At 70.2% G+C, this 23,650-nt stretch carries 17 protein-coding genes; 9 read left to right on the top strand and 8 right to left on the bottom strand.

The window, feature by feature from the left end:
- Positions 1–227: 227 nt before the first annotated feature.
- The gene (ligD, locus tag ABZ719_RS10830) at positions 228–1,109 is read right to left on the bottom strand and encodes a non-homologous end-joining DNA ligase (RefSeq protein WP_366724866.1); all 882 of its coding nucleotides are present in this window, start codon (positions 1,107–1,109) and stop codon (positions 228–230) included.
- Between the two features lie 86 nt (positions 1,110–1,195).
- Between ligD and ABZ719_RS10825 the strand changes: the two genes are divergently transcribed.
- Complete coding sequence (locus tag ABZ719_RS10825; protein WP_366724865.1) at positions 1,196–2,290, top strand: Ku protein; 1,095 nt, start codon at positions 1,196–1,198, stop codon at positions 2,288–2,290.
- A 243-nt stretch (positions 2,291–2,533) separates the two neighbouring features.
- Here the strand turns inward: ABZ719_RS10825 and ABZ719_RS10820 are convergent, their stop codons facing one another.
- From ABZ719_RS10820 to ABZ719_RS10810, 3 genes are all read right to left on the bottom strand, one after another.
- Positions 2,534–4,312, bottom strand: a complete 1,779-nt coding sequence (locus tag ABZ719_RS10820; protein WP_366724864.1) for a beta-ketoacyl-[acyl-carrier-protein] synthase family protein — start codon at positions 4,310–4,312, stop codon at positions 2,534–2,536.
- Between the two features lie 291 nt (positions 4,313–4,603).
- Complete coding sequence (locus tag ABZ719_RS10815) at positions 4,604–5,845, bottom strand: hypothetical protein (RefSeq protein WP_366724863.1); 1,242 nt, start codon at positions 5,843–5,845, stop codon at positions 4,604–4,606.
- A complete protein-coding gene (locus tag ABZ719_RS10810) occupies positions 5,842–7,392 on the bottom strand; it encodes a phenylacetate--CoA ligase family protein (protein ID WP_366724862.1) in 1,551 nt (516 codons plus the stop codon). The genes ABZ719_RS10815 and ABZ719_RS10810 overlap by 4 nt, the downstream gene beginning before the upstream one ends.
- 850 nt (positions 7,393–8,242) lie before the next feature.
- On the opposite strand from ABZ719_RS10810, the gene ABZ719_RS10805 reads away from it, so the two are divergent.
- Together ABZ719_RS10805 and ABZ719_RS10800 are read left to right on the top strand one after the other, a co-directional pair.
- Positions 8,243–10,717, top strand: coding sequence for an NB-ARC domain-containing protein (locus tag ABZ719_RS10805; protein WP_366724861.1), 2,475 nt, complete (start codon positions 8,243–8,245; stop codon positions 10,715–10,717).
- 10 nt (positions 10,718–10,727) lie between these two features.
- Positions 10,728–10,907 carry a hypothetical protein gene (locus tag ABZ719_RS10800; protein WP_366724860.1) on the top strand — a complete coding sequence of 60 codons (180 nt, stop codon included), beginning with the start codon at positions 10,728–10,730 and terminating at the stop codon, positions 10,905–10,907.
- Between the two features lie 6 nt (positions 10,908–10,913).
- On the opposite strand, the gene ABZ719_RS10795 is transcribed toward ABZ719_RS10800, so the two are convergent.
- Positions 10,914–12,854, bottom strand: a complete 1,941-nt coding sequence (locus ABZ719_RS10795) for a hypothetical protein (RefSeq protein WP_366724859.1) — start codon at positions 12,852–12,854, stop codon at positions 10,914–10,916.
- 291 nt (positions 12,855–13,145) lie between these two features.
- On the opposite strand from ABZ719_RS10795, the gene ABZ719_RS10790 reads away from it, so the two are divergent.
- From ABZ719_RS10790 to ABZ719_RS10775, 4 genes are all read left to right on the top strand, one after another.
- A complete protein-coding gene (locus ABZ719_RS10790) occupies positions 13,146–14,816 on the top strand; it encodes a DUF6880 family protein (RefSeq protein WP_366724858.1) in 1,671 nt (556 codons plus the stop codon).
- Positions 14,817–15,062: 246 nt separating this feature from the next.
- A complete protein-coding gene (locus ABZ719_RS10785; RefSeq protein ID WP_366724857.1) occupies positions 15,063–15,590 on the top strand; it encodes a DUF3761 domain-containing protein in 528 nt (175 codons plus the stop codon).
- 703 nt (positions 15,591–16,293) lie between these two features.
- Positions 16,294–17,466: a DNA cytosine methyltransferase gene (locus ABZ719_RS10780; protein WP_366724856.1), complete on the top strand. Its 1,173-nt coding sequence runs from the start codon at positions 16,294–16,296 to the stop codon at positions 17,464–17,466.
- 17 nt (positions 17,467–17,483) lie between these two features.
- On the top strand, positions 17,484–18,563 hold the full coding sequence (locus tag ABZ719_RS10775) for a restriction endonuclease, SacI family (protein ID WP_366724855.1): 1,080 nt from the start codon (positions 17,484–17,486) through the stop codon (positions 18,561–18,563).
- 655 nt (positions 18,564–19,218) lie between these two features.
- Here ABZ719_RS10775 and ABZ719_RS10770 read toward each other — a convergent pair.
- Positions 19,219–20,355, bottom strand: a complete 1,137-nt coding sequence (locus ABZ719_RS10770; RefSeq protein ID WP_366724854.1) for a hypothetical protein — start codon at positions 20,353–20,355, stop codon at positions 19,219–19,221.
- A 992-nt stretch (positions 20,356–21,347) separates the two neighbouring features.
- On the opposite strand from ABZ719_RS10770, the gene ABZ719_RS10765 reads away from it, so the two are divergent.
- Positions 21,348–21,908 carry an HD domain-containing protein gene (locus tag ABZ719_RS10765; protein WP_366724853.1) on the top strand — a complete coding sequence of 187 codons (561 nt, stop codon included), beginning with the start codon at positions 21,348–21,350 and terminating at the stop codon, positions 21,906–21,908.
- Here the strand turns inward: ABZ719_RS10765 and ABZ719_RS10760 are convergent.
- Together ABZ719_RS10760 and ABZ719_RS10755 are read right to left on the bottom strand one after the other, a co-directional pair.
- Positions 21,896–22,366 (bottom strand): NUDIX domain-containing protein, encoded by a 471-nt coding sequence (locus tag ABZ719_RS10760; RefSeq protein WP_366724852.1) that lies wholly within the window; start codon positions 22,364–22,366, stop codon positions 21,896–21,898. The two genes, ABZ719_RS10765 and ABZ719_RS10760, sit on opposite strands and share 13 nt — an antisense overlap.
- Positions 22,367–22,404: 38 nt before the next feature.
- Entirely contained in the window at positions 22,405–23,136 is a 732-nt protein-coding gene (locus tag ABZ719_RS10755) for an XRE family transcriptional regulator (protein ID WP_366724851.1), read from the bottom strand.
- A gap of 157 nt (positions 23,137–23,293) precedes the next feature.
- On the opposite strand from ABZ719_RS10755, the gene ABZ719_RS10750 reads away from it, so the two are divergent.
- On the top strand, positions 23,294–23,650 hold the full coding sequence (locus ABZ719_RS10750; protein WP_366724850.1) for a hypothetical protein: 357 nt from the start codon (positions 23,294–23,296) through the stop codon (positions 23,648–23,650).

Genomic DNA, 23,650 nt, shown 5'->3' with positions numbered 1-23,650 from the left:
GGCGGCCCACGGGAGGAAACTACGCCCGTTCCCGTTCCCGTTCCCGCCCCGGCCGCCGGCCGGCCGCGCCGCGCTCGCCGGTCCGCCGGGGGGTCGGTCGGCCGCGTTCGTCGATCGGACGCCTGCGCCGGACTTCCCCGGCCGTCGGCCGGCCCCCTGACCCCTCGGCTCGCCCCCGCCCGCCGCACGGTCGTCCCTGACCTCCGTGACCGGTGGCCGCCCGCCGGTCACGGCACCTCGGGTGCCCGCTTCCTGTCCAGCAGGGGGGCCAGCAGGTCGCCGAAGTCCTGGATCCGGGGCGCGATGTCGTCCGCCCGGAAGCCGAGCCGCCCCGGTGCGCGGCACTCGGTGACCTCCTCCCACGTCACCGGTGCCGACACCGCGGGTTCCGCCCGCGCCCGCAGGGTGTAGGGCGCCGCCGTCGTCTTGCGCGCCGCGTTCTGGCTCCAGTCGACGAACACCTTCCCCGGCCGCAGACTGCGCGTCATCCGGTGCACCACCAGCCGCGGCATCGCCTTCTCCGCCTCCACGGCCAGCCCCTTCGCGTACGCCGAGGTCCGCTCGCCGGACGCCCCGCGCACCGCGGCCAGCAGGTGCAGCCCCTTGGACCCGGAGGTCTTCGCGTACGCCTCGATCCCGTCCGCGGCCAGCCGCTCCCGCAGCCACAGCGCCACCCGGCAGCAGTCGACCACGGTCGCCGGCGGTCCCGGATCGAGGTCGAAGACGATCCGGTCGGCCTCCTCGGGCGCCGCGATCACCCACTGCGGCGTGTGGAACTCGGTCACCAGGTTCGCGGCCCACATCAGGCTCGGCAGGTCCTGCACGAGCACCATCCGGGCCGGCCCCGCCGAGCGCGGCACCTCGGCCGTGGTCACCCACTCGGGCGTACCGGGCGGCACGTTCTTGGCGAAGAAGACCTGGCCGTCCGGCCCGTCCGGGTACCGCAGGAAGGACAGCGGACGGTCCCGCAGATGGGGGAGCAGCACGTCGGCGACGGTCGCGTAGTAGTGCAGCACCTCGCCCTTGGTGAACCCGGTCGCGGGATACAGGACCTTGTCCAGGTTGCTGAGCGCGAGCCGTCGCCCCTCCACCACTGTGATCGGCGCCATACGATAAGAAAAGCATGCTTATCACGTGAAACATGGACATACGTGACGAAAAGGCTCCGCCTGATCCGACCCGGAAGGTGCTGCACGTGCGATCCATCTGGAACGGTGCCATCTCGTTCGGCCTGGTCAGCATCCCGATCAAGCTGGTGAACGCCACCGAGAACCACACCATCTCCTTCCGTCAGATCCACACGGAGGACGGCGGCCGCATCCGCTACCGCAAGGTGTGCGAGCTGGAGGACCGCGAGGTCACCCAGGGCGAGATCGGCAAGGGGTACGAGGACGCGGACGGCACCATCATCCCGATCACCGACGAGGACCTGGCCCACCTGCCGCTGCCGACCGCCCGGACGATCGACATCGTGGCCTTCGTCCCGGCCGACCGGATCGACCCCCTCCAGATGGAGCACGCCTACTACCTGGCCGCGAGCGGCGCCCCGGCCGCCAAGCCGTACACCCTGCTGCGCGAGGCGCTCAAGCGCAGCGAGCGGGTGGCGATCGCGAAGTTCGCCCTGCGCGGGCGTGAGCGGCTGGGCATGCTCCGCGTGGTGGACGACGTGATCACCATGCACGGGCTGCTGTGGCCGGACGAGATCCGTGCGCCCCAGGGCGTCGCCCCGGAGACCGACGTCACGGTCCGCGACAAGGAGCTGGACCTCGCCGACGCCCTGATGGACACCCTCGGCGAGGTCGACCTGGAGGACCTGCACGACGAGTACCGCGAGGCCCTGGAGGAGGTCATCGCCGCGAAGGCCTCCGGCGAGGCACCCCCCGAGACCCATGAACCGGCGCCCGGCGGCAAGGTCCTCGACCTGATGGCGGCCCTGGAGAACAGCGTGCGGGCGGCCAGGCGGTCCCGGGGCGAGGAGGAGGACGGGGCGAAGACCGCCGGGGAGGGCGGCCAGGAGACCGAGACCGACGGCGAGGGCGAGGGGGACGCCGAGGTCAGACACCTCCCGCGCCGCAAGGCGGCCCGCACCGCTCCGCAGAAGGCGGCGTCCGGGAAGACGGCCGCCAAGAAGACGGCCTCCTCCGCGAAGAAGACCGCCTCCGGCGCCAAGAAGACGGCGTCCAAGTCGTCGCAGACGCGGGCCCAGCCGAAGAAGACCGCGTCGTCCGGCAAGTCGGCCGCGAAGAAGACCCCGGCGAAGAAGACGGCGTCCCGCAAACGCACGGCCTAGGTGTGTTCCGAGAACCCCTCCCCGCCGGCTGGGATGTGCCCCTCGGTCTTCGTTCGGGAGATGCCCCTCGGTCTTCGGCCGGGAGATGCCCCTCGGTCTTCGGCCGGGACGTGCCCCTCGGTCTTCGGCCGGTGAGGTGCCTCTCAGGCTTCGGCGGGGAGGTGTTCCAGCCTTCGGCCGGGACGTGCCCCTCGGTCTTCGGCCGGGAGGTGCCCCAGCCTCAAGGTTCGGCGCCCGCAGGGCTCAGCGCCCTGCCCGGTGTGCCGCGGGCAGCCGTCGCAGGGCCAGTACGGCGTTGTGGCCGCCGAAGCCGAAGGAGTTGCTCAGGACCAGGTCGCCGTCGCCGGGCAGGGGGCGGGGCGTGCCGGTGACGATGTCGAGCGCGATCTCCTCGTCGACCTCGGCGCAGCCCACGGTCGGCGGTACGACGCCGTTGTGCAGGGTGAGCACGGCGGCGACGGCCTCGACGCCGCCCGCAGCGCCCTGCAGGTGCCCGAGGTGTCCCTTGAGCGCGGTGACGGGCACGCCACCCGCCCCGAGCACCGCCCGCAGCGCCCCGGCCTCGGCGAGGTCGCCCTCCGTGGTGGCGGTGGCGTGCGCGTTGACGTGGACGACGTCCACGACGTGCCCGCCCGCGTCGCGGACCGCCCGCCGCAGCGCGAGCGCGACCCCGCCGCCCGACGGGTCGGGCGCCGCCATGTGGTGCGCGTCGGCGGACAGCCCCCACCCGGCGGCCTCGCAGTAGATCCGGGCGCCCCGGGCGCGGGCGTGCTCCTCGGCCTCCAGTACCAGCACCCCGGCGCCCTCCCCGTTGACGAACCCGGCGCGGTCCTTGGCGAAGGGCCGCGACGGTGAGGTGCCGTCGGCCGGATCCAGGCCGGACAGGGCGCGCATGGCGGCGAAGGACGCCATGATCGCCGGCGTGACGACGGCCTCGGCGCCCCCGGCCAGGGCGACGTCCACACGGCCGTACCGTATGCGGTCGACGGCCTGTCCGATCGCCTCGGTGCCGGAGGCGCAGGCGCTGGTCACGGTCCGGGCCTCGCCGGTGATGTGCAGGTCCAGCGAGACCTGCGAGGCGGCCTGCGAGGGCACGGTCATCGGCGTGGTGAGCGGGGACACACCGCGCGGCCCCTTCTCGCGCAGCTTGCGGTCGCCGCCGACGAGGACCGAGGCGTCCCCGAGGATGGAGCCGAGGCTGACGCCGACCCGCTCCGGGTCGAGCCCGCTCTCCCGCGTCCCGCCCTCGGCGTACCCGGCGTCGCCCCAGGCCTCGCGGGCGGCGAGCACGGCGAACTGCGCGGCCCGGTTCATCCGCCGGGCGGCGGCGCGGGGCAGCAGGGAGGACGGATCCACGGGCACGACGCCCGCGGTGCGCACGGGCAGCTCCGCGAACTCCTCGCCCTCCAGTTCCCGTATGCCGTGACGCCCGGCGAGCAGCCCCTGCCACAGCTCGCCCACCCCGGTGCCCAGCGGCGTCATGGCGCCCAGGCCGGTCACGACGACCCGCCGCGCTCCGGCCGCCGAGGGTTCGCGGGCGGGCCGCCCGTGGTGCCGTACGACGTACCCGGCCCGGTCGGCGTCGGCCGCCCAGGCCCGTACGACGTCGTCGGACACGGGCTGCGTGTTCCGGTCGTCGAGGTCGCGGTGCCACAGCCCCCAGCGCCGCCGGTACGTCACCTCGACGCCCTCCGGGTCGACGGCCCGCAGCCGGGTGACGCTGTCGCCGTCCCGGAACTCGACGGCGTCCAGCCGCGGTGACGACACGGCGGGCACGGCGGCGACGTCGACCCGCCGCCCAGCGACGACCACTTCCTGCCCGCGCGCGAGGACCGCCTCGCGGTCGGGGCCGCCGAGCGGCGGCCGCAGGGTCACCCGGATCGTCTCCGGTGACTCGGGCAGCGTGTGCATCACGACACACCACTGCCGTCGCTCGGTCTCGTCCCGCGAGAGGGCGATCAGATCGCCGGGGACGGCCTCGGCGGCGGTAACTGTGTGCGGGGTGAGGGGGACTTCTGGCATCGCGGATGAATTGGACATATCCGTACTGCTTCCTGTGACCCGAGGTGTCGTGCGGCGGACCATCTGAGTGAAAGGGACAAACAGTCGGAAAACTACGGAAATAGACGTGGGTCCCAAACAGGACGTCTGTACGAATACCCGCAATTGCGGCCAAGACGCGTCGAGTTGACCGGGGAACGGAGCATGCATGTGCCCCAGCTCACGCACGCGCCGCCGAATGCCAGGTGAGGCCGTGTGACCTACGGCACGTCAGCTGCGGAGGCGAGGGCGGCGGCGGGGCCGGGGCGCCCCTCAGAGGAGGCGGGCCACCAGCGGCCCGGCCTCCTCGCCGCGTTCCCGGGCGTCGCGACGGGCCAGGCCGGGGGAGGCGCCGGCCCCGACGACACGGCCGTCGCGCAGGACGACCCAACTGCCCTCCAGCACAGGGCCGATGGCCGTCAGTCCTCCGTCGCCCGCACCCGGCCCCGAAGCGGTGGCCGTCACCCCCTCGTCGGCGGCCCCCGGTCCTCCGCTGGTGATCCCTGGTCCTCCTCCGAGGGCGGTCGCGGGTCCTCCGCCGGTGGCCGTCAGCTCCCCGTCGCCGGCCGCCGTTCCGTCGTCGGTGGCGGTCAGTCCCTCCGCGGCGGCCGTCAGGCCGGTCGCCGTCAGAGCGACCGCCGCGGTCAGCCGGGCGTCCGGCCCGAGGGCGCCCGGCCGTGGCGCGGGCGCCACGGCACCGGCACGCCACTCGGCGGTGGTCCGCTCCCCGCCCGCCCGGTGCGACCACACCAGGTGCTGCACCACGATCAGCGGCCCCAGCGCGGTCAGCAGGGGGAAGCCCTCCGTGAGCGCGCCCACGGCGAACAGCGCGCTGATCGCACTGGTGACCGCCACCCCGACGGCCCCCGCGAGCAGCGCCTCACCCCGGCCGTACGCCTTCGCCGCCACCAGCGGGAACAGTACGAGCAGCAGCAGGTCCCCGAGGCCGACGGCCACCGGATGCGCGCCGCCGGTGAGCGCGAGCAGCGGGGCGAACGGCCGCCCCCGCACCTGCTCGAAGAAGTCCCCGGTGACGTGCGTGAGCGTGGTGGCGACCAGGTCGTAGCAGGTCAACACGGCGGCCAGCGCGGCCACCTGGGCCGAACGCATCCCGCTCTGCGCCCACAGGTTCGCCACGCCCACCACCGCCACCGCCAGCAGCACGCCGGTGCCGGCGCGCACCCCGGCCGCCGTGCCCGCGACGGCCGCCCCCGCGGTCAGGCCGGTCGCCGCGAGCGCGAGGCACCAGGCCCAGCGGCCGGAACACAGCGGAGCCAGCGTGAACTGCACGGCCACGCAGAGCACCAGACCGAACAGCGCGGACACCCAGGCGCCCGGCAACGCCCCGTACAGCAGCGGGGCCACGACCACCCCGGCGCAGAGCACGGCGACGTCCGCCGGGGCGTAGACGCCGACCGGCGGCCTGGGCACGGTGACCCGGGCCAGATAGCCGCCGGCCACCGCCATGAGCGCGGCCACGCAACAGCTCAGTGCCACCAGGGCGGTTCCGTTCACGCGCCGGCCCCTCCTTCCTCGCCCGCCGCGGCCCCGCCGTGCGCGGCGACGGCGGGGGCGCGGGGCGAGCGGCCCGGCCGGCCGGGCGCGGGCACGCTCTCGAAGCTGTGCTCGCGCAGGTCGGCGCGGAGCGGGCTGGTGGGCGGCATCGCCGACCGGTCGTCGTAGAGCACCAGCCCGGCCAGCGGCAGGCCCGCCGCGGTCGCGCGCTCCTCCAGCCGGGCCCGCAGCGCGGTCGCGGGCAGGGAGGGCACGAGCAGGTGCAACAGCGCGCCGCCGCCGGGCTGTTCGGTCACCGAGTACCGGGCGGGCAGCGGCACCTCGGGCTCGGCCTCGATGAGGTCGAGCAGGGCGCGGGTGGTCAGGGAGGCGCTGAGCGGCCCGGTCCAGCGGCCGAGGATCTCCGAGGTGGCGGGCAGGTGGGACAGCTCGCAGGCGGGCGCGGTGGAGGGTGTCCGTACCAGGTCGCCGGTGGCGTAGCGCAGCAGCAGCGTGCACTCCCGGTAGGGGAAGTAGGGGGTGTGCACGATCACGCCGGTGCCGCCGGGCGGGGCCGGCTCCCAGGTGAGCGGGTCGAGGACCTCCAGGTGCCCGAACTCGGGGGTGTGGTGCAGATGCCCCTGGCCGCACGGCGTACCGCCGGAGGGCAGCGTCTCGGTCATCAGGTACGAGGTCCCGACGGGCGCCCCGAACACGGCCTCGGCGCGCTCGCGCAGCGGCCCGGACAGCACCTCGCCGCCCACGCCGATGCTCAGCAGCCCGAAGTCCGCGGGCCGCCAGCCGTCCCGCTCGGCCCGGTGCACCAGCGCGGACAGGTAGGAGGCCGAGGTGCTGAGGTGGGTGATCTGGCCGGCCTTGCCCGGCAGTCCGAGCGGGGCGGCGAGCCGGTCCAGGGCCAGGGCGGGTGCCAGCGTGCCGAACTGGACGAAGGACGCGCCGACCCGTGTCGTCGACTCCTCGGCGTTGATCAGCGGCAGCGTGGCCCGCGAGCAGCCGGCGTAGGCGAGGGTGTGGTGCGGACGCAGTCCCATGCCGAGGGCGGCCGAGATGGTGCTGAGCGCGATGGTGACGTCGAGTTCGGCACGCGAGTACCACACGGCCGTGGGTGTTCCGCTGGTCCCCGTGGTGAGGGCCATCAGGGCGGGCCGCGCCGCGGCCGACACGAACGCCCCGGGCATGCCGCGCAGCGCCTTCTTCGAAGTGACCGGGACCTGGGACCAGCTGCCGGGTCCGGAACCGTCGGCGAAGGGGTCGAGGGCGTCGGCGTCGAGTCCGGCTCGCTCGAACACGTGCCGGTAGTAGGCGGTGTACCGGACCGCGGCCCGCGCGGTGGCCCGCAGACTGCGCCGGGTGACCGTCCGCCGCACCTCGGGATCGATCTGCCCCGCCTGCCCCGGCAGCAGCGCCGAGTCGGCGCCGGGCGCGCCGAACTCCTCCAGCGTGGCGACCAGGTCGCGGGCGATGCGCTCCAGGTCACGCGGCCGGATCGGGCGGTTGCGCAGCACGGCCATGCCGTAGCGGAGCTGACTCAGGGCGGTGCCGAACAAGGGGAGCCCTCCTGACGCCTGGACCTGGACGGGACCCCCGCCCCGGGACCGGGCCGGCGGCCTTCACTCGTCACCTCGCACCCGCGGGCCCCGGTCCGGACGGATGGGCGGCACGTGGCCCCCCGTCCGCCCACCCGCCCCCGGCGCGTGCCGGGGCCCGGGATCAGGCCATGTGCGCGAACATCGCGGCGGACAGAGTGCTCAGGGCGTACTTGAGGTAGTGCTTGACCATGATCGGAACCTCCCTCACAAAGCGCCGCCGGTCGGACGGCGCGGCCAGGTGATGAGCTGCCGCCCGGACAGGGCCGGAGAAGCAGCGGCAGTCTAGGAACGGGCACGAGCACCGCACCAGACGTCATGCGCGGATAAATCGCCTGAACACTCGATTATTTATGGAACCCCTCAGTCCGTATGAGGTTGCCGGAGGCCCGTGCCCCGGCCGAACGCAGTGTGGTCGCCCTCGCCACCCAGGGCGGCGCCGGCCGGGCGGTCACCCCGGGGCCGGCCCTCGGCGTCAGGATGGTGGAGGGCTCCGTCACCCGCGCTCACCCGAACTCGGCGCCGGCTCCCGGGGCGAGATCACCCGCATCCGCAGGGCGTGCCCCTGGGCGCAGGCGGTGCAGCCGCGGCCGGTCGGCGGTGCGCGGAGGGAGACAAGGAGACGGTGGTGCGCGGGCTGACGAGGGGAGGTTGACGGCGCGACAGGGAACGTGGGTGCGGTGCCGGGACGGCCCGCGCTACGACGGGCACCCGCTCGCGTACGGCGAGCCGCGCTGTCCAAGCGGACGGGATCTCTCTACGGTGGGTGCCGGACTGCCTCACGGGGGCGCTGGATCGCTAAGGGGACGGTGTGGAAGCCGAGTTGGCGGCACTTGCCGCGTCGGGGGCGACGACCCTGGTCGGCCTGATGGTGTCGGAGTCGTGGGAGCGCGCGAAGAGCGGGCTGGCCGCGTTCTTCGGGCGGCGCGGCGCGCGGCGCTCCGGAACCGCCGAGAACGACCTGGGGGCGGCGAGGGCGGAACTGGAGCGAGCCAGGGCGGCCGGTGACACCTCCGCCCAGGCCGCCGTACAGGCCAGGCTGCGGCAGCACCTGGAGGCGGTGTTCCGGCAGGACGCCGGGGCCGCCGAGGAACTGGCACGACTGCTGTCCGAGCTGGCCCCGGAGGCGTCGCACACCTTCGTCCACCTCGTCACCGGAGAGGTGAACAACGGCCCGGTCTTCCAGGGTTCGCACATCCACGGCGGCATCATCTTCAACGTCCCCTCGCCCCCGCTGCCCGCCTCGGCACCCGCCTTCACACCCGATCAAGTGCCGCCGGTGACCGTCCCGTTCAGCAACCGGACAGCCGAACTTGCCGCGCTGGACGCGGTGCTCGGCGGACGGGCGCGCGGTTCCGCGCCCACGGAAGGCACGGCGGGGCCCGCCGGTATCGGCGTAGGCGTCCTGAACGGGCTCCCCGGCGTCGGCAAGACCACCACGGCCTGGCGGTGGGCGTCGCTGGCCCGGGAGCGTTTCCCGGACGGACAGCTGTACGTCGACTTCGCGGCCCTGCGCGACCGCACGGGTCCCTCCCGGCAGACCGGCCGGACCACGCCGGGGGCCGGGGACGGGACCTCGAACGGGGCCGGGAGCGGCGCCGGGGACGGAACCGGGACCGGCACCCGCACCGGTGCCGGAACCGGCGCCGGGACGGCCGGCGCGGACGTCTCGGAGGCCCTCGCCATGTGCCTGCGGTCGCTGCCCGGAGGCGACGACGCCATCCCGGGCTCACTCGCGGAACGGACCAACCTCTTCCGTACGCGCTCGGCGGGTCTGCGCATCCTGCTCGTACTGGACGACGTGGACCAGCCCGCCCAGGTACGCGCGCTGATCCCCAAGGGCCCGGGCAGCGCGGTCCTGGTGACGAGCCAGGGCAGACTGGGCGAACTGACCCTCGACGGAGCGCGGTTGATCTCCGTACGGCCGCTGGACGCGCACGGCGGTCTGGCGTTGCTGAGGGACCGCTGCGGCGCGGAGGCCGTCGAGGCGGAACCGGAGGCGGCGGAACGCCTCGTCGAGCTGTGCGGCGGACTGCCGGTGGCCCTGCAGATCGTGGCGGCCCGGCTGGCCACCGACGACGCTCTGAGCATGACGGAACTGGCCGCCGAACTGGCGGACGAGACCGGAAGACTGCCGGGCCTGGCCCTGGACGGCCCGGACCCGGGCGGAGAGGAGATCTCGGTGTCCGCTGTGCTCGGCTCCGCCTACCGGCTGCTGCCCCCGGACGCGGCCCGGCTCTACCGCCTGCTGGGATGGCTGCCCACCGGCGTCTTCGACGCGGGCGTGGCGGCCGTCGCCGCCGGCACCGGCACGGCGGGCGCGAACCGTCTGCTGCGCGCTCTCGCCCGGGCGAGCCTGGTGGAGGCCGTCGGCGACGGCCGTTTCCGCATGCACGACCTGGTCCGCCTGCACGCGCGCGAGTGCGCGGCCCGGGAAGAGGCACCGGCCGAGCAGAGGGCCCTGACGGAGCGGGTGGGCACCCACTACCTCGTCCTCACCGCGTGCGCCGACCGCGCGCTCCGGCGCGACCGGCTGCGGATCACCGACCTGCCCGCCCTGCTGCGCGGCGTCGACGACCCCTTCGCCGCAGCAGGCGGCCCGCCGCCGCTGGAGTGGCTGGACACCGAACGGGCCGCCGTCCTGGCGGTGCTGCGCGCGGCGGTCCGGCAGGAACTGAACACCCTCGCCTGGCAGTTGGCCGAGGTGTTCACCGCGTTCTTCCTCCACCGCCGCTACCTCGGGGCATGGCGGGAGTCACTGGAACTGGGCGGCGGCGGCAGCGGCGGCGTCGGCGGACACGGCCGGACAGGTCGCCGAGGCCACGGCGGCCGAGGCGCGGCTGCGCAGCCTGCTGTCACGCCCCCTGCTGGACCTCGGCGAGAACGACCGGGCGGGCGCGGAACTGGACCGGGCCGTAGCCCTGGCCGAGACGTCCGGCCACCTGGTCCTGCGCGCGTCCGTGCAGGAGTTCCTGGGCCGCTACCGCGACCTCTTCGAGCCGTCGCGCGCCGCCGACGCCTACCGGCGCTCCCTGGAACTCAACGAACGGGCGGGGGAGACGCGCGGAGCGGCCATCGCCGCGTACTTCCTGGGCTGTGCGCAGGACGCGGCGGGGGACCACGCGGAGGCGATGGCCACCCTGCGCCGGGCCCGGCGCGAGCTGGAGGACCGCGAGGAGCCCGACCGGCGCATGGCGGCCCGGGTGACGGCCGCGATCGGCGTCGTGCACGGCCACCTCGGCGAGACGGACGAAGCGATCCGCGAACTCCGGTCGGCAGCCGATGAGTTGGCGGAGGTGCAGGCCACGCACTACGAGGCGCAGGCCCTGGTGCACCTCGCCGACCTCGCGAGCCGGGCGGGCGGGCGCGAGGACCTGGTCCGCGCGTGCCTGAGCCGGGCCGTCGCGATCCACGAGGCGACCGGCAGCCGCCTGGCGGAGGACCTGCGGCGACGCCTGGAGGACCTCGGCCGCTGACGGCGGTCAGCGCAGCGAGCGCCGGGCGTACCCGGGCCGGACACGGAGGACGACGTCCTCGTCCCGCACGTCACCGACCCGCAGCACCACCTGGACACCGGCTCCGACGCCGGAGGGGCCTTCGCCGCCACCGAGTCCGGGGCCGGGTCCCGGGCCGGGGCCGACTCCGGAGGGGCCTTCGCCGCCATCGAATCCGGGGCTGGACGCGGGTGCGGGTCCGGACTCACCTCCGGCAGGGACACCACCTCCGTCAGGGACACCACCTCCGTCAGGGACACCGCATCCGGCAGGAACACCGCATCCGGCAGGGCCACCGTCACTGCTCCGGGCACCTGCTCCGTCCAGCGGGTGACCCGCCCGGAGCAGGGCGTACACGACCGCGGCCGGCAGCCCGGGATCCGCGGCCGCCCCGGTGACGGAGACCTCCACCACCCGCCCGTCCCGGAGCCCGACCAGACAGCAGCCCCCGCGCACGGCCGAAGCCGCGAGGAGGCTGCCGGGCAGCCGGGCCAGCGTCTCCCCGATCCAGCCCAGCGCCGAGACGGAGGACGGCGCGGGCAGCCGCCGTAGGACTACCGAAGCGCTCTCGACGAGCCGGTGATCGCGTTCGTCGTCCGCGCAGGCGAGGTGGGTGAAACAGGACGACGTCTCCGAGGGCACCGTCCCGTACGCGCCGACGGAGGCCGGGAACCGCCGCACGGTGACGTCGGGAGCCGCCTCCGGACCGCTGACCTCGGTGATCACCTGCCAGGAGGTGACGGCCGAGGCGGGCGGCTCCGGCTCGGGCACCGCAAGCATCAGCGAGGAAGGCGGCGGGGAGGGCGGTTCGGGAAGTTCCAGCAGCCGGTACAGGGCGGTGCGGAGGCGGGCGAGGGCGTGCCCCGGTTCGGCGAAGGCCTGCCGGGCGACCGCCGCGTACCGGTCCGCGACGTGCTCACGCACCACGTCCTCCACCTGTCGGCGCAGGTCACCACGGGGATCCAGCCGCGGCGCGAGGGCCGCCATCCGGTGCACCGCGGTCCCGGGCACCGCGTCACCGCCGAACGCGGCCAGCAGCAGCGGCGTACCGGCCGCGGCCCCGTACAGCGTCACCGACCCGTGGTCGCCGACCAGCACGTCCGCGGCGACGAGCGCGGACCGCCAGGTGTGGACGGGCGGCACCAGCAGCAGCCCCGCGTCCACGGCGGCGGCCTGCAGCGTACGGAGCTGCCAGGCACCGTGGGCGGAACGCACGTTGGGGTGGGTGATCAGACCGACCCGGTACTCGTCGCAGGGCAGCCGGGCGAGGAGGCGGGGGAGCAGTTCGGGGTCGGTGCCGAGGAGCGAGGTGGGCCCCCACGTCGAACTGACCACGACCAGTTTCTGCCCCTCCGCGACACCGAGGGCCTCCCGGTACGCGGCCCGGCGCGGCCGGCTCGCGACCAGCTCGTCGAAGCACGGGTCACCTACCAGCAGCGTCCGCCCGGCGGCCTCGGGGCGGTCGGCGACCAGCTGCTCCTCCTGCGTCGGATGCGACACCGCCAGCCAGGCACGCCCCGACTCCAGCAGGGAGTCCGGTACGACCCCGGAGAGCCTGACCCGCGCGCTGCGTGAATCGGGCACGAACTTCTGGAACCCGACCCCGTGCGGCAGCACCAGCACCGGACAGTCGCCCTCCGGCACGTCGATGTTCTCGCTGGCGGAGAGAACGAGATCGGGACCGATCTCCCCCAACTGCTCCCAGGGCATGACCCGGCACCCGGTGCCGTTCAGCAGATCGAGGACCCCGTCGTTGAAGGCCGAGGTGGGGTCGTAGGCGAAGACGACGGCCACCCGGCCGTCGCCCCGAAGGAGCGAGGGCAGCGCCTCCAGCACCCGCACCGTCGAGGTGACCGTACGGGCGGCGACGACCAGGACCCGCTCCCCGCGAAACGTGCTCCACCGGTGCGCGTCGTCCCCCACGGGCACCCGGAGCCACCCCTGACTCCGACTACCGAACAAACCGCCCCGCCCCCCACCGGCTCGCGGCTCGCGGCTCGCGGCTCGCGGCTCGCGGCTCGCGGCTCGCGGCTCGCGGCTCGCGGCTCGCGGAAATTCTGAGCTTCTATCCCATTTCAAGCCGATTGACAATCTTCTGGCGGAATTCGACGGCAGGCCCTCGCGTGAAGGTACGTTCGGACGAGGTACACGGTAACGAATCGCCCCTGCAGGGAATCGCGGGAGGACGACGCCCTGGCCGACGGCCGTTAGGGTGACGTCGTGGTCGTTCTCACCGAGGCGAAACTGAGGGCACTGGCCGGGGCACGTTCCTTCGAACGCGGACGCGGATACGTGGACGCCGTGTCGGGGATCGAGGTCGGTGACGACTGGGTCAGAGCGTCGGTCCGCGGCACCGAGCGGTACGAGGCGGAACTGACCCTCGGCGGCCCCGGCGGCCTCGCGGGGGAGTGCGACTGCCCCTACGGCCAGGAGGGCAACTTCTGCAAACACCTGGTCGCGTTGGGCCTGACCATGATGACCCGCAAGGCCGACCTCCCTCGCCAGAGGAGAACGGCCCGGGACCGGGCGCGGGCCCTCGACGCCTGGCTGTCCGATCTCTCGCGCGACGAACTGCTGACTCTCGTACGGGACGAGATCGCCGAGGACCGGAACGTGCGACGCCGGCTGGAGCTGCGGGCGGCGAGCGCCGCGGGAGACCTGGCCGCGCTGAGATCCCGTCTGCGCGAGCTGTTCGACATCCGCCCGTTCGCTTCCTACGGCTACGTCGAGTACGCCGACGCCCGCGCCTACGCGGCCCAGGCCGGGCAGGCGGTGTCCGCGATCAGGGACCTGACCGGCTCGGGTCGCCCCGCGGAAGCGGTGGCGCTGGCCGGGGAGGCGATCGGCCTGCTGGCCGCGGCGGCGGAGAACGTCGACGACTCCGACGGACGGCTCGGACAGCTCGGCGCCGACCTCGCCGCGGCCCACCACGACGCCTGCCGTGCCGCCCGCCCCGACCCGGAGGAACTGGCGCACTGGCTGGTCACGCACGCCGTCGACGACGCGGCCGACCTGACGGACCTCGACCCGCTGGACTACGAGGACGTCCTGGGAGAGCGAGGGATGGACGCCCTGCGCCGGCACGCGGTCCAGGCCTGGCAGGCCCACCGCACCGGCTGGGCGGAGAAGGACCTGATGCGGCGGCTGGCCAAGGCGGGCAGGGACGTCGACACGGTGATCGCCGTACACGCGGCCGACCTCGCCCCGAACGGCCACACCCACCTGCTCATCGCCCACGAACTCGACACCGCCGGCCGCCCGGCCGAAGCCCTGGAGTGGGCGGAGCGAGGCCTCCGTGACGCCGCGGACCTGGCCACCGTCGACACCGCCCTCGTCGACCACCTCACCGACCGCTACACCCGAGCCGGCCGCCTCACCGACGCCGTGACCCTGCGCCGCGACCACTTCACCGCCCGCCGCACTCTCCTCACCTACCGGCAACTGCGCACCGCGGCCCAGGCCGCCGGCTGCTGGCCGACGGAGCGGCAGAAGGCCCTGACCCTGCTGAGCGCGGACACCGCCCACGGCCCGCACGCCCACCGCGGCTCCGTGCTGGTGGACGTCCTGCTGGACGACGAGGACATCGACGCGGCCTGGCAGGCGGCGAGGGAGTTCGGCGCCCACGACGCCCAATGGCGCACCCTCGCCGACCGCACCCGCGCCACCCGTCCCGCCGACGCCCTCACGGTCTACCTCCGCCTGGCCGAGCCTCTCACCCGCCAGACGGGCAACCACGCCTACGAGGAACTGGTGGCCCTCCTCCTGAGCATCCGCGCCTGCCACCACCACCTCGGCACGCAGGACGACTTCACGGCATACGTCACGGATCTGCGCGCCACCCAGAGGCGCAAGCGCAACCTGATGCGGCTGATGGACGAACGCGGCCTGTGACGGACGCCGGTGCGAGGGCCACCCTCGCACCTCTGCGAGCTTGATGGTGTGCCCGGGCGGTGGGCAGGTGGAGTTGAACGAGTCACTGGGGGGTTGGGGCTGGCTCGCGTCGGCCGGGATGGCGCCCCGGGAACGGTAGTTGAGGATTGCAAGGTCACAACCCGATCACCACCTTCACCAATTCCGCACATCGAAGGTGTCGCCGTAGGTAACTTCACCCCTCACGTACTGAAGCAGGGGGGACCTGTGAGCTACTACCAGCCTCAACCGCCGTTCCAACCGCCGCCGGGGCCGCTGGCCCCCCGACCCGCGCCCAAGTGGGCCCGCAAGCGATTCGTGCTGCCCGCCCTGGGTGTGGCGTTCATCATCGGCGTGGGCAGCGCAGGCGCCGCCGGCCAGGACCCGAACGCGACGAAGCCGGTGGCCAACGACAAGGTGCGGCCGACGGCGACGGTCACAGCCACTGCCACAGCCACGGTCACCGCGACGCCCACGGTGACGGAGACGGCGAAGCCGGAGCCCGCGCCGACGGTGACGAAGACGGTCAAGGTCAAGGTGACCGTCACGGCACACGCCCCGGCCGAGGACTCGGGAAGGGACGACGGTTCGACGTCGGGCGGTTCGTCGTCCAGCGGCGGCTCCGGTTCGTCGGGCGGCTCCAGCTCCGACGGTGGCGGCGCGACGGCCCGGTGCAACGACGGCACGTACTCGTACGCCGCTCACCACCAGGGCGCCTGCTCACACCACGGCGGCGTCGCGGTTTTCTACCGGTAGTCAACGCCTCGGGTCGGGGCTCCGACTGGCGGCGTGAGTATGAGGCCACTCGCCCGGCTGATGAAGAGAGGCCGGCCTCGCGTCTCCCGGACTTCTGAACCAGGGGGAGGTCCGGTCCTGCGGCCGACCGGTCTCGGTATGGGGAGCAGGGCAGGGTGGAAGACAGTCCACCAGGGAGGTGCGGTTGCCCTGGCGATCAGGATCGGCCGCGAAGGATCGAGGTCCAGGGAACGTCTCAAGAGCCCGCCACCCGCCGCCCCTCGCAACCCCCGACCTACATCCGCTGGAAGCGGTACCCGCCTGCACAAACACAAAGACCCCGCACTCAGCGTTTCCGCTGGTCACGGGGTCTTTCGGCACCTTCTTCGAGGTGCCCCCGGCAGGATTCGAACCTGCGCACACGGCTCCGGAGGGCGATTGTGTCCCAATCGTCTGTGCAGGTCACGGGTGCCGAGCAACCCGCAGATATGACCGCTCGTCCACAGATAGTCCACGCCTGGGCTGTCCATACCGCTAGGACGCTGGCGAGCATCGCAAGTCGAGCGGGAAACGGCTGGTCGTGTGCCGCCCGGCTGCCGGGTGCGCTCGAACACCGGTGTCGTAGCCATCTGCGCACGAGGGCCAGAGGGGATGGTGGCGAGCTGGCTAGGGTCACTGTAGCGATCACGGTCCCCCCGAGGTTGCGATACGTTAGGGTGGCGCGGTGAACCATGAGCTTCCTGTGATCAGTCTGTTCTCCGGGGCTGGCGGCCTCGACTGCGCCATCGAGAGCTGCGCTGAGCCACCGCTGGTCCAGGACGGCTCCGGGTCTCCGCTACGTGTCGCGGTTGCCACTGACTATGAGCAGACCGCTCTGGATACGCTGTCGGCCAACTTCCCACACACCAAGACGCTGTGTGGGGATATCCAAAAGATCCCGACCGCCGAGTTGCTGGAAGCCGGCGGGCTGAAGCCCGGCGATCCCACCCTGGTTATCGGTGGTCCTCCCTGCACCCCGTTCAGTAAGTCCGGATTCTGGATCGAGGAGAAGCGCAACAGCGCCGACCCCAATGCCTCCCTCCTCGACGAGTACGTCCGTGTGGTTCGTGAGAGCAAGCCCGAAGCCTTCATCCTGGAAAATGTGCAGGGCCTGACGTACAAGACCCATCAGGCTCAGTTCGACCGACTCATTGCGGGTCTCAAGGATGCAGGCTACAACCCGACGTTCCGTGTGCTCCTTGCGGCCGAGTATGGGGTTCCGCAGCTTCGCAGGCGAGTATTCGTCGTGGGGCGACGTGACGGTAAGACTTTCCACTTCCCCGAAACCACGCACTCTGGCGAGTCGGAGCGGGATCGGGTGATTGATCACACCAAGACTCCATTCACGAGTCTTCGCGAGGCGCTTGCCGGACTGCCGGACGTTCCTGAGGCTGGAGAAGTTGTCGAGGGAACCTACGCCGAACTCGCTGCGGAAGTTCCTCCTGGGCAAAATTACCTCTGGCACACCGACCGATATGGCGGCCGCAACGAGTTTAAATGGCGTAGCCGCTATTGGACCTTCCTGTTGAGGGCGGACCCCGACCGCCCTTCTACGACGCTGCAGGCTCAGCCAGGTCCATGGGTCGGACCTTTTCACTGGGAGAACGTGAAGAACGCGAATGGAGAAGAGCGAGCGCGTAGGTTTCGCGTTGCCGAGATGAAGCGGATCATGACTTTCCCTGATGAGTTCGTTTTCACCGGAGTGAAGCGCGAGGTGCAGCGGCAGATCGGTAATGCCGTTCCGGTGGAGTTGGGGAAGGTCGTCGTCCGAGCCTTGATGGAACAACTCGGCTATCTTGATTCTCGCGGTACTACTATTCCTAGTCAGGCTGGCCACGAACAGCTTGAATTGATCTAGAGTGGCATGGGGGGGCAATGGGAATAACAATAAAGAAGAGCACGGCGGAACAGGTTCTGAGGAAGGCGTACGAGGCAGCCGCTTCGGATGATGTATTCCTCGAAGATTGGATATTTCTGGCTACTTCGCTGCGCGAGGTAGATGCTCCAAGGACTTACACGGCTGCGCTTGTGACAGCATTGCTCGCGCGTGCATGTGATGACAGGGTTGACCCACGCTCCATCAAAGAGAAGTACGACGATCGCGCCTTCTCTCTGCGTACCCTTTGCCACGGTGTAGTAGTTCCGATGTCTGTAGAACTTGGATTTGATCTAGGGGCTACGGGTCGTGAGCCGATCAACAATCAGCCGTTCTTCCGTTACGACCATTACAGCGAAATCGTCAGGGTCCAAACGAAGGCGCGCCCCTATCTGGACCGAGTAAGTAGTGCCCTTGCTAGGGTCGACGAAGAAGACTATTCCACTGAAGAGTCGTTCCGAGCGCTTGTCGCTGTCTTGGCAGTGTGTATATCTGTGGCGAACAAAAAGCAGCGCGTTGCCGTCGGTAGTGCCATTGTCGAGGCAAGCCTAATTGCTGAGACACAGAGCTTCGTTGTGAGCGGCCACGACATTCCACGAAAGCTGCAAGCTTGTGTTGCGGCTGGCCTTGACATGGTCTATAGCGAGGTCGTCTCGCGAAGGATCAATGACCCTTCTCGCGACTTTCCCGGTGACGTCCAAGTGCTTTTGGGCGGCGATCCATTGCTGACAGTCGAAGTGCGTGGAAAGAGCGTGTCGGGGGAGGGGCTTGAGCAGTTCGTCAGCAGTGCAACCTATGCCGGCTTCCGACGAGTTGCGCTCATGGTCGATGCGGCGTCGCACGTGTCGCTCATGTCGGCCGATGATCTGACCAGCGCGCTTGAGCGGAAGTACGAGTGCATCGTCAAGGTGAACGAGAGCGTGTCGAGCTTCCTGCGTGACGTATTCGTCTGGTCGCCTCGCAACACCCACTCGATCCTTTCGGCCTTTCCTGAGGCAATGTATCGCCGAATGATAGAGATCGAGGTGCGGGACACCGAGATGGAGCGATGGGCCCAGCTCTTTCCTGAAGAAGCCTGACTCTGCGCTGGCACAGCCTTCCTGGGTGGGTCTCGATGCCGGCAGGAAGTGCATGGGCGGTCCCTCCCGGGCGGCTCGGGAATACCCGCGTGCCGGTCGGCTGGTCAGCGAAGCTGAGAAGCCCACGGCTCAGACCAGGTCGTCAGATGTCGCGGGCTTCCGTGTTCGTAACCGGTGTTGGAGGGTCTGCCCTGTACCGGCTGCGTCCTCCGTCTAGACGCCCGTCGTGTCGCGGCGACGAGCGAGCCTTGGGCCTATGGCTGGTGTAGGCAGCCTCTGGCGACGGCTGCATCCCGTAGCCTGCGCCCAATCTGCTTCCTCTGGCCCTTCGAGGGGACTGAAGTGAAATCTACGGAGGCGTGGTCGGGCTGAGATGTTGCTTCCGCATCGTCTATCGCGATGAGGCTCTCGTTCTGTATCTCGGCGACTGACAGCCCGTAGGTCCCGACCGAGTGAAACCCCAGGTCCTCTGTCCAGCGTCGGTAGGCTTCCGCGGGGCCGACTCTCTCGCGAAGAGTCGACAGCAAGTATTTGTCTCTTTCTGAGGGGACGAAAGCTTCGCTCGACGGCGACCCGTTGGGGAATTGCGACGGGTGAACTTGCCGGAGGAGAGTCTCGTTCACGTCCTGAAGAATGGAGGTCTCTGAAGACTGGGTCAATTCATACTCCCACTCTCAAGGAAGCGAACAAGTGCTGCCTCGTTGAACTCCACCTGCTTCTCTTGGAGTTCATCCGTCACGGTGTTGTCAGCGCAAAGGAACAGTTGGTCATCTGATTCTACGGCGGCGCTCATTTCGACATCGCCGCGTCGCCACTCCAAGACAATCGCCCCCTCCGAATTAGGGACGATGGCGACATCGACTCCGAGCGTGGCGAGACGAGGAATGAGATGCTCAACTTTGCTGGCGACCTCATCGCTAGGCGCCTGACTATCAGGACCAAGCCAAGTATCCGTCAGCTCTCGAATCTTTTGAAGTTGGAGGAGTAGTGTCTTCTCCTCCCACGACCGTACGGCAGTAATACCGGTAACGTTGAAGAGCTGGATGCTCTTCTGAGTGGGGTCGGAAGTCTCCCCCTCTACCTGAACATCAGGGGCGGTAACGCCATCTGCGGCTAGGAATTCCTTGGCGGCCACGGCGAGGTCGTGACGGGTTTGGTCTAGCCTGCACGTTGAGACACCTGAAGCAGTCCTGAGTCGAAAGCTCATGGTGGAACCGTCATACTCGACGATTATTCCCTCAAGCTGAACTCGCTGCGGCGTTGGCACCAGTTCCTCGATCTCCTCGAGGATTTCGCGAACTGCAAGGTCGACAGTGGCTCGCCTAGAATCCTGCTTAGGATCGCCCAGAATAATCGCTTCGGAATCTTGCAGGCTAGAACCGACTCGGCGGATTGCCCTCATCGAATCGGCTGAGAAGTTAATGGGGGTCTGACGAGTCCGTGCGATCTCTTGCAGGGATTCCGTAAGTACGTCACGGGCTCTCGAATAGATGCCGGACCACTCGTCCCAGTCCTGGTCGCTGATTTTTCCTGATGGGCGGTGGAGGACCATGCGAGGTCTAGCGCTGCCACTCGTGACGGCGATAAGGCGCAAGTCGAAGGCCTCATTGAATCCGTTGGGCAGTCGGCGCCTATCAGGGTTGCTCTCGAGCCACAGATCACGAGCAACCTTCAGTACGGCTTCGCGGAAATTGCCGACCTCGCGAGCCGTATCGGCAGGCATGCCAGGGGCATCAAATCGGTCGCCAGTCAGTGAGAAAAAGGCGAAGTAGTCCTCTTCGCTTGCATCCATGATCCACTCCGTCCCCCACTCGCCCTCCTAGAGGGAGACGTCTGAAGCTATCAGGTACCTCTGACAACGCCCCCCGCCGGCCACTCTGTACCAGCTAGGCCTCCTTGGGCAAGCAGGTTGCCACAAGCAATTGGTTCAACGGCGCGGCCATCCTGTCAGCGTGAGGTCGGCGTAGCGACTTTGGCCGGGAGCTGCTTTGGCGCGAGTGATCATGGCCCCGTAAGCTTGCGGCGCGTCGGGCAGTCTGTGGACCTGCCCGGTAAAGCACGACGTTGGGGCCATGATCTTCGAGGCTCGCGCCAAAGTGGCTGGCTAAAGTCGCGGAGCCGACCGCCCCAGCCACAGCGGGGTTCCCGTCTCGCCATGGCTGCGCCCGCCCTCCGGCCGGTGGCCTGGTGCGTGGATCAGCGGGCCGTACGAACGCCGCGCGCATCTGGCAGCGTCGGTCCGCATGCCGCCGCCACCGCGATCCGGCCTCTTGCGGTAACACAAAGCGTCTTTGACCTGCACCGTTGGGGATCACCGCTCGTCCTCGTGCCCGTGTTGGAATGTGGCCGCTGCGTGCGGCGACGGACGGGCGGCGCCGTGCGGCCGGTGGCGAAGACAGGTGAGGCGGCGCGGCGGCGACCGGCCGGCGCCGCCGCGCTTGGCGCGGCCCTCGGTCTTGATCCGACCTACCGGAAGTAGGCAACCGGGTGGAGAGGGGTGCGAGGTGGCCCCGGTAGCGGGTCGTTGGGGTCGAGCTGCTGTTGCGTCTTCCCCTTTCAGAGGCCGGATCGTGGTGGCGGTGGCGTGGGGGCCGGGCGCGGCCGTTGATGCGCTTGGGCGGAGGGCACGGCGGTCGGGTTGGCGATGCTCCAAGAGCGCTGTAGACCACCGGACCAGCGAGCGAAGCGAGCCTTGATGATGTAGAGAAACTTCCACCGCGCCAAGATCCGGAGCGTCTGACCAGGGCTGTCCGTCTGTCCGTCTGGTCCGCTACCGTGCGTTCCATGTCATCTGCTTTGGACACGCCCCAGAGTGCGGCCGAACTGGCTGAGTCCCTGTTGCCTCCGCTCGGAAACCGCTGGTTGCACACCCAAGCTGTCGCCCAACGCGCCCGCGAGGCTTCGCCGGCCGTGGCCGAAGATGACCGTGACCTCCTGGTCGCTGCAGCATGGCTCCACGACATCGGTTACGCGCCGGAACTGCGGGACACCGGTTTCCACCCGCTCGACGGTGCGCGCTACCTGGAAACACTCGGTGCGCCTTCACGCCTCGTGCGGTTGGTCGCCCACCACTCAGGCGCCGTGTATGAGGCTGAGCAGCGCGGTCTGACTGCTGAACTGGCCGTGTACGAACGGGAGGACTCGCCTGTCCTGGACGCGTTGATCTTCGCCGACATGACCACTGGTCCAGCGGGGCAGTCGTTCGACTTTGACCGGCGGATTGACGAGATCTTGGTTCGGTACGAGCCGGGCAGCGAAGTGCACGCCGCGATCAGCAAAGCTCGGCCGTACCTTGGCGCCGCTGTTGACCGTACGCGCGCGCGTCTCGCGGATCAGCCGATGTAGGGCGCGGGCCGGCCAGCCAAGCCGTGATCGATCCGCATGCGCATGGACGGGTGGATGTTCAGCTCGTCCAGCTTGCTCGGAGCGACGAACGCCACTTCCTTGCTCTCGCTGCTCGTCCGTACTTCGCCGCCCGTGATTCGCGCCCGGAAGCAGATGGAGAACTGCTGCCGGACTTCGCCGTCGTCGTACGCCATGACGTGCGCCGGATTCGTGTAGATGCCGACTAGGCCGGTCACCTCCACGTCGATCCCGGTCTCTTCCTTCGTCTCGCGCACGGCTGCGTCGGGCGCTGACTCTCCAACATCAACGCCGCCTCCGGGCAGCGCCCAAAGGTCGTTGTCCGTCTTGTGGATCAAGAGGACTTCACCAGCATCGTTCGTGACCACCGCAGTGACCGAGGGAACGATGCTGTTCGCCTTCGGGGCGTTCGGATCGTTGAAGTAGTCGACTCGTGCCATGCACCTAGCGTCGCATGCCTCGGTGCTGAAGTGATGGGCTACGCGGGCCGTCCTCGCTCCCATGCGCAGTCGAAGCTCCGCATGTAGTGCCGGAAGGTGCGGGCACCGGGGAGGTAGCGGAAGTGCAGGACCGGGTTCTGTCCCGCCGGCGCACCGAGGACGTGTGGGTTCACCAACACGTCATCGTCGAACCGATAAACCGAGTTGTAGAGGATCGTGTCGTGCAGTCGAACCTCAACACCTGGCGTGGTCATCGCCGGCTCGAGGTAGCGCCGGGTGATCCGTGCGCGTGCCGCCAGATCGCCGCCGATGCCTTCCTCCTCGCCCCGCTGCCGGACGGCTTCTGATTCTGGGTCGCCCAGCAGGATGCGCACTTGGGCGCCGGCCTTCGCCTTCTCCGCCAACAGGTCAGGCAGGTCCGGGTGGTTGTCGAAGAGGAACAAGCCTGCATAGACCAGGATCCCGACTTGGTCTGTCGCCTTCTCGATGAGCGATGACCACAGCGGCGCGGGAACCGCGCCTCGGTGCGGGTAGTACGTGATCAGCTCGGAAGTGCTGGCCGTCTCAGTCTGCTTCTCAACGGAGGGCCAGAGGTACACCTCGTCAACGCCCAGGAAGCTAGCGGCCTTCCATCGGTGTCCTCGGTGTGGTGTACGGCCGGTGGTGATCCACCGCTCAACACTCTTCGGGTCTACGCCGACGTGCTGAGCAACCGACTGGATCGTCTCGCCCTTCGCCGAAATCGTCGCGCGCAGACGCTCGTTCGCCATGACGTGCCCTTCTCTGGGACGTGCCGGGGACGTTTTGACGATACCTCAGACGTCCCTAAACGTCCATACGGACCGTGATGTGTCCACCACCTTTCGCGGTCTCCTGATCTCACTGCCGAACAAGGCGGTTCCGGCTCCCGAAATCAGGAGACAGACAATGCGTCAGATCCCCGTCGACACGAACGGCGCGACCCTGATGGTCGCCCAGCCCCCGCAGCCCAAGTACTCCGACCGGAAGACCCAGACGCGCGCCGTCGACACTCAGACCGGCGAGTTCCTGGTGACGCTGGACCTGCTGTTCGTCATGAACGGCAACGCCGAGGTCATCACCGTGTCCGTGGGTGAGTCGGGCATCACCGGTGAGCTCACCATGGGCACCCCGGTCGGGCTGACCGGCCTGATCGCGCGGCCGTGGGAGAACGAGTTCAACGGCCAGAAGCGGCACGGGATCTCGTTCCGGGCGGTCGCGGTCACCTCGCTGGTCGCCGGCGCTGCGAAGCCGAAGGCGGCCTGA

The sequence above is a fragment of the Streptomyces sp. NPDC006743 genome, from assembly GCF_040703815.1.
GTDB lineage: Bacteria > Actinomycetota > Actinomycetes > Streptomycetales > Streptomycetaceae > Streptomyces.
This window is presented reverse-complemented; position numbering and strand designations above follow the sequence as displayed.

Excerpts from the sequence above, each read along its gene's own strand:
- ABZ719_RS10760 (WP_366724852.1), bottom strand. The coding sequence starts at position 22,366 with ATGGCACGAGTCGACTACTTCAACGATCCGAACGCCCCGAAGGCGAAC.
- ligD (WP_366724866.1), bottom strand. The coding sequence starts at position 1,109 with ATGGCGCCGATCACAGTGGTGGAGGGGCGACGGCTCGCGCTCAGCAAC.
- ABZ719_RS10750 (WP_366724850.1), top strand. The coding sequence starts at position 23,294 with ATGCGTCAGATCCCCGTCGACACGAACGGCGCGACCCTGATGGTCGCC.
- ABZ719_RS10820 (WP_366724864.1), bottom strand. The coding sequence starts at position 4,312 with ATGCCAGAAGTCCCCCTCACCCCGCACACAGTTACCGCCGCCGAGGCC.
- ABZ719_RS10770 (WP_366724854.1), bottom strand. The coding sequence starts at position 20,355 with ATGGATGCAAGCGAAGAGGACTACTTCGCCTTTTTCTCACTGACTGGC.
- ABZ719_RS10775 (WP_366724855.1), top strand. The coding sequence starts at position 17,484 with ATGGGAATAACAATAAAGAAGAGCACGGCGGAACAGGTTCTGAGGAAG.
- ABZ719_RS10755 (WP_366724851.1), bottom strand. The coding sequence starts at position 23,136 with ATGGCGAACGAGCGTCTGCGCGCGACGATTTCGGCGAAGGGCGAGACG.
- ABZ719_RS10765 (WP_366724853.1), top strand. The coding sequence starts at position 21,348 with ATGTCATCTGCTTTGGACACGCCCCAGAGTGCGGCCGAACTGGCTGAG.